Genomic DNA, 5689 nt, shown 5'->3' on the forward strand with positions numbered 1-5689 from the left:
ACCGGGCCGGGGATCTTCGACGAGGACGAGGAGACGGTGTGGACGGTGCCGTCGGCCTGCGCGGCGGACACACCGAACGCGGCGCCACCGAGCACGAGGGCGCCCGTGGTGGCGAGGGTGATCGAGGTCTTCAGGCTCTTACGCATGAGTTCGTTCCTTTCGTGGTCGCGCTCGGCGCGATATCTCTGTATGCGCGCCGAACACACCCCGCACAGGGGTGGAGAACCAGCTGACTGCGGCTGGTGAGCGCTCCGGGATGTGTCCCGGGTTTCACAAGCTATTCGGGGTGGCAGGGCAGAGAGATTGGACGTTGCCCCCTTCCCCTCGTTCGGGGTTCACCCTGCGTCAGACCTTCAAAGCCAACACCGTCAAAGCCGGTCGACTTGTCGGCACCGCGACGATCACCGCCGGGCCGAGCAGACACCAATCGAGCAACACTCCCGCGGCACAAGGAGCTGAGGTCAGCTGGAAATCATTGCACCGGTGGCCGAAGCCCACTAAGCACCAGGGTGAGAACCCGGCGCCATGCGTCAGCAGGTGCCGGCGGGTTCATGACGGATACGAGTGCGGCACACACCGCTCGAAAGTCGGCGAACGAGAAGTCGTCACGGACAAGTTCCTCGGCATGGTCGGCGGCGATGAGGTCGCCAATAGGCCCCTCCGACTCCTCGATCGCGAGGCGGACCTCATTGCCGAGTTCTGTTGGGTTGCCCCGTAATGCAGCACGCAGCGCGCCGTCCTCTGCGGCGCTGGCCATGTACGTCTCGAGCAGCGTTCGCACGCGAGAGCACCCGTCGGCCTGCTCGCCAGCGGATCGAACGGCATCGTCCGCGAGTCGACGGATGCGGAGCGCGGCGATCGCGTCGACGAGGGCCGCCTTGTCAGGAAAGTGCCGGTAGAGCGTCCCGATGCCAACGCCAGCATCCGCCGCGATCTGCTCCATCGACACTCCAGTGCCCGAAGCGCGAAGAAGCACCGCGGCATGCTCCGTGATCCGCTGGCGATTGCGCTGCGCATCGGCTCGCATCGTGCCTCTTCCTTCTGCGACGTCTGAGGCGTACCGTATCAAACGGAAGCATGCTTCCGTTTACGAGATGGAGACCACTTGGACACCCCAGCCGAACTCATCGTCGAAGCGCAGACCGACACCACCCGCGCGGCAGTCGCGGTACGCAACGGCATCATCGTGGCAGTCGCCACGGATCCCGCTGGCGTCGATGCCCTCCGCGACACCTGGCGCGACGAATCCACATCCATCTTTGAGCAACACGGGGTCCTCGCTCCGCTCTTCATCGACACGCACAACCACCTCGCGTTGGCGGCCCGGAACGTGCTCGGAGTGCCGATGCACGACGTCCGCACCATCGGCGAGATCCTCGATCGAATCCGGGAAAGCGCCGCGCACATCCCGGCAGGCTCCTGGGTCATCACCGCGGCGGATTGGCACGAGATGCAGCTACAGGAACGCCGCTTCCCCACTGCGGTCGAGCTCGACGAGGCAGCACCAGATCACCTCGTCATGGTGCAGCGCGGCGGCCACAACGCCGTCCTGAACAGTGCAGCGCTTGCTGCTGCCGGCGTCACCGCGACCTCCGGCGACGTCGCGGACGGGTATGTCGCTCGGGCTGACGACGGGACCCCCACTGGGCTGCTCCAAGACGGTGCGCTGACCGCGATGCAGTCAATGCTCCCCGAGGTATCCCAGGAGGACCTCATCAAGGGGATCGACGTGACGAGTCGCACCTATCGGGAAGCCGGCGTCGGTGTGGTTCGGGACCCAGCCGTGTCTGTGGAGGAGTGGGGCGCGTTGCAGCGGGCCCGGTCGGAGAATCGGTTGCATGTCCGAGCGTTCTCGATGATCTTCTCCCCCGCGCCACTGATAGCGGCCGCTGGTTCCATGAACGACTACCTCGACGGACTCGAGGCGAAGGGCATCCACCCGGATGACGGTGACGACCGCCTCCGCCTCTGGGGCATCAAGCTCGTCGTCGACGGCGGCGTCGAGGCAGCCGCGCTCCGCGAGCCCTATGCCGGCCGACCGGACTTCACCGGCACCCTGCTGATGACGCCCGACGGCCTGACGGATGCACTGCGCGCCTGCGTCACCCGCGGCTGGCCCGTCGGCACCCACGCCTGCGGCGACGCCGGAGTCGACGCGTTCCTCGACGCCGTCCAGCGAAACGTCGACAACGGCATCCAGCACGGACACGGCCAGGTCGTCATGGAGCACGGTGCGCTCATGGACGCCGACCAGATCGCACGAGCAATCAAGCTCGACGTGCACATCACCGCCCAGGAAGCACTCCGAGATGGGCTGATCGGACCGTTCGCCGAAGCATGGGGGCAGGAGCGGGTAGCAGCGATGTTCCCATGGCGGGAGCTCCTGAACGCAGGCGCATCCGTCAGCGCCGGCACCGACCACCCCATCAGCCCTCTCGACCCGATCGCCGGCATACTCGGCATGACGACCCGACGTACGACGCTCGGGATCCTCGGCGCAGAGCACGCATGCACCAGAGACGAGGCGCTCGAGCTCTACACACGCGCCGGCGCGGAGCTCCTCGGACACGACCTGACGGGAACGATCACCGTCGGAGCACCAGCAGACTTCGCCGTCTACCCGGTCGACCTGCACCACGCCCCCGACGAAGCACTCGCCGGTGCCCGCCCGACTCTGAGTGTCCTCGCCGGCGAAGTGCTGAACCACCAGGAGGAGTCTCGCTAGCTGTGATGTCCAGGCAGGTTGTTGAGTCTGCTGATGGGTGGTGCTCCGATGGCGGAGTGGGTCCTGTGGTGATTGTAGAAGTGGATCCAGCCCGGGAGCGCTTGTCGGCGTTCGGTCTCTGAGCCGTAGAACCGTGCGTATGCCCAGCCCTCGCCCAGGGTGCGGTGGAACCGCTCGATCTTCCCGTTCGTCTGTGGCCGGTAGGGGCGAGTCTTCTTCGGCGTGATCCCAAGTGCCGAGCATGCGTCGGCCCAGGCGTGGGACTTGTAGGCGGAGCCGTTGTCGGAGAGCACCCGCTGGACGCTGACGCCGCGATCGGCGAACCACGCAACAGCCCGTTGCAGGACACCGATCGCGGTGACGGCTCTCTCGTCGGCGTGGATCTCGGCGTAGGCGACGCGGGAGTGGTCATCGATGACGGTGTGCACGAACGCTCGGCCCATCAGCGGGTCTCTGGTCGCCGATCGCGGCTTGTCTGGTGTCGCTGCACGGTTCCGGTCGCCCTGCTGCTTCCCTACGAACCGCCAGCCGCCGCCGTCAGGGATGTTGCCGAACTTCGTCACGTCCACGTGGATCATCGCGCCGGGAGTCGCGTGTTCGTAACGGCGGATCGGTTCCCCGGTGATCCGGTCGATGTGGGAGAGCCGGTTGATGCGGCACCGCACCAGGACGGCGTGCACGGTTGACGCCGGCAGCCCCAGCTCACCGCCGATCTGCACTGGCCCGAGGCGACGCCGCCACCTCGCTCTCACGATCCGTTTCACCAGTGCCGGCGGCGTCTTCGCCGGCATCCGGTGCGGGCGGCTGGATCGATCTGCCATCCCCGCAGCACCCTCGGTCCGATACCGAGCAGCCCACCTCCGGGCGGTGACAGGTGACACCATGAACATCCTCGCCACCGTGGTCGCGGGCCATCTGCCCTCGACGATCAGCTTGGCGAGACGAAGACGGGCGCGTGGGGTCAGCGCAGCGTTAGCGTGGGACACGAAGGCCTCCTGGTCGGTGAAGCGGTTCCTAGACAGCTCCACTCCACCACCGGGAGGCCTTCTTCGATCAGCGCGTCACCGACCGCCCGACGACACAACGTCCCTGGACATCACAACTAGCCGATCGCATGTTGGGACCAGCTCAGCGGACCTCAGGCGCAAGCGTTACGAAGCGCCGCAAGGGCATGATCCGTTCGGCCGCTGCATCTGGTGCGCCGCTGGTGCGGCTGACTGGCCCAGCGTTACGGTGCAGGGATGTCCCTCGCGCTCTACGTCCGGATCCTGCGCCGCGCGGTGGACGGACGCGCCACGTTCCGTCGTGGCGAAGCGAGCCAGCGGGCAACGGCTCTCTCTCATGCATGGGACGAGCACTGGGCTGAGGAACCGCTAGGGCACCTTCTGCGCGATGCCCACCAAGACCGGTGGGTCCGATTCTGGAGCCTCCCGAACGCGAAACGGTACGCCGACACCGACGCCGAGCACGCCGAGGTTCTTCGTCGGCACATGACGGTCCTCAGAACCCTTGCCGAGGACACACCGGTGTGGGTGATTGCCCAGGACTGGGACGGGCGCGTCATTCAGAGTGGATGGAGTCGCGACGCAATTCCCGGACGGTGGCCGTGGCGGCGGAGCCGCGACTTCGCGGTCACGGACGAGCTAGGGGTGGTCGGCTCCTTCTACTGGGGCCGATCGTCCGCCGTCCAGGACCTCGTTGGCCTGCTCGCAGACGTCGCGAATGATCGTGCGGACGTCGTCATCGGAGGTCCTGACCTGTCATGGGTCTACGCCCCCTACGACGGCGGAGCTGATGTGATCCTCCCGACGCGGGCCGAACGCAACGCCCTGGCCCGCCGGCACCGCCGCTGGAGATCAACACGCCGCAACGGCCTCTAACCACCGCCGGCAGAATCGAGGACTCGTTCCTACATCGGCCCTTCGCGGAAAGCGAGGAGATGCCCGTCGTCGGGACCGAGGTCAACGACAAACACCCACGTCCGGTGGTCCGATAAGCCACGTTCGAGCTTGCGCCGTCGCGCTCGGGTCGGCACGCGTGCCAGGAGCCCCTCCGGGAGATCGGGTCCCGACCCGCTCTCGGCAGGGAGACCACCGCCACTGCACCACTCGACTCGCCAGTCTGCCCCTGCCCTCAACCTGCGCTCGACCTCGTCCCGAGTCAGCGCACCACCCGGCCACAAGCTCATGCCCGGATTCTCACACGTTCAGCCATCCGAAAGCCGATCCCTCACCGGGTGTTGGTCTCAGTTCTGAGTGGCTGCTCGGTAGGGCTCGTACTGGATCGTCCGCCCCCACCTAGTCCAACCGGGCAACACCACCAGGGAGGTCAGGCACCCCTCGTACCCGGTCTCGGTCTCGCTGGTGCCGTCGGAGAACGTTGCCGTCACCCTCGACCGCCCCAAGGCGAATGTTTCGATCACACGCCCCGCGACAGCAGCTTCGACGAGGCGCTTGGCGTGGGCAATGTCATCGTCTTCGTACCCGAGTTCCCATCGACCGCCGATCTGCCCGAGATCGACGACGATCCACTGCTCACAGATGATTTCGAACGTCAGGGCCGCCACGTTATGGGGCTGCACGTAGACGGTCCGGATCGACGGCGCTTCGTCGTTGCTTCCTTGCCCGTCCGGATCAGATGCCCAGTAGTTCTCCGGGGTGATCTCCGCCGTGTCACCCACGAGAGCTCGCAGATACGGAAGCAACTCCTGCATCGCCGCTGTCTGCTCCAGGAAGTCTGGACTGGATTCGTCCGCCACGCTCATGGGTCACCTTCTCACGCGTGCGCTTTCGAGTTCCACGAAACGTCCTCACCACTCCCGGCGAAGACCGGAGGCTGGAGCCGTACCGGTAGCCGATCCCTTATCGGATAGTCGCTCGCTGCTTCATGAACGGGGGTTACCGCCGGCCTGTTGGGCTTCCCAAGCAGTTCGAATGGGATCGGTGTCGTACACGATGTGCAGGT

General features: G+C 66.2%; 5 protein-coding genes. 2 read left to right on the forward strand and 3 right to left on the reverse strand.

Going from position 1 to position 5689, the window contains the following annotated elements; all coding sequences use genetic code 11:
- Positions 1 to 472 precede the first annotated feature (472 nt).
- The gene (locus tag DEU32_RS16730) at positions 473 to 1027 is read right to left on the reverse strand and encodes a TetR/AcrR family transcriptional regulator (RefSeq protein ID WP_114851543.1); all 555 of its coding nucleotides are present in this window, start codon (positions 1025 to 1027) and stop codon (positions 473 to 475) included.
- A gap of 78 nt (positions 1028 to 1105) precedes the next feature.
- Here DEU32_RS16730 and DEU32_RS16735 point away from each other — a divergent pair, with 78 nt between their 5' ends.
- Positions 1106 to 2725 (forward strand): amidohydrolase, encoded by a 1620-nt coding sequence (locus DEU32_RS16735; protein WP_208738889.1) that lies wholly within the window; start codon positions 1106 to 1108, stop codon positions 2723 to 2725.
- Here DEU32_RS16735 and DEU32_RS16740 read toward each other — a convergent pair.
- On the reverse strand, positions 2722 to 3711 hold the full coding sequence (locus DEU32_RS16740) for an IS481 family transposase (RefSeq protein ID WP_114851546.1): 990 nt from the start codon (positions 3709 to 3711) through the stop codon (positions 2722 to 2724). The two genes, DEU32_RS16735 and DEU32_RS16740, sit on opposite strands and share 4 nt — an antisense overlap.
- A 255-nt stretch (positions 3712 to 3966) precedes the next feature.
- On the opposite strand from DEU32_RS16740, the gene DEU32_RS16745 reads away from it, so the two are divergent.
- Positions 3967 to 4605: a hypothetical protein gene (locus tag DEU32_RS16745; RefSeq protein WP_114851544.1), complete on the forward strand. Its 639-nt coding sequence runs from the start codon at positions 3967 to 3969 to the stop codon at positions 4603 to 4605.
- 365 nt (positions 4606 to 4970) lie between these two features.
- Here the strand turns inward: DEU32_RS16745 and DEU32_RS16750 are convergent, their stop codons facing one another.
- Entirely contained in the window at positions 4971 to 5489 is a 519-nt protein-coding gene (locus DEU32_RS16750; protein ID WP_114851545.1) for a hypothetical protein, read from the reverse strand.
- Positions 5490 to 5689 lie beyond the last annotated feature (200 nt).

It is taken from the genome of Curtobacterium sp. AG1037, from assembly GCF_003349855.1.
GTDB classification, from domain to species: domain Bacteria; phylum Actinomycetota; class Actinomycetes; order Actinomycetales; family Microbacteriaceae; genus Curtobacterium; species Curtobacterium citreum.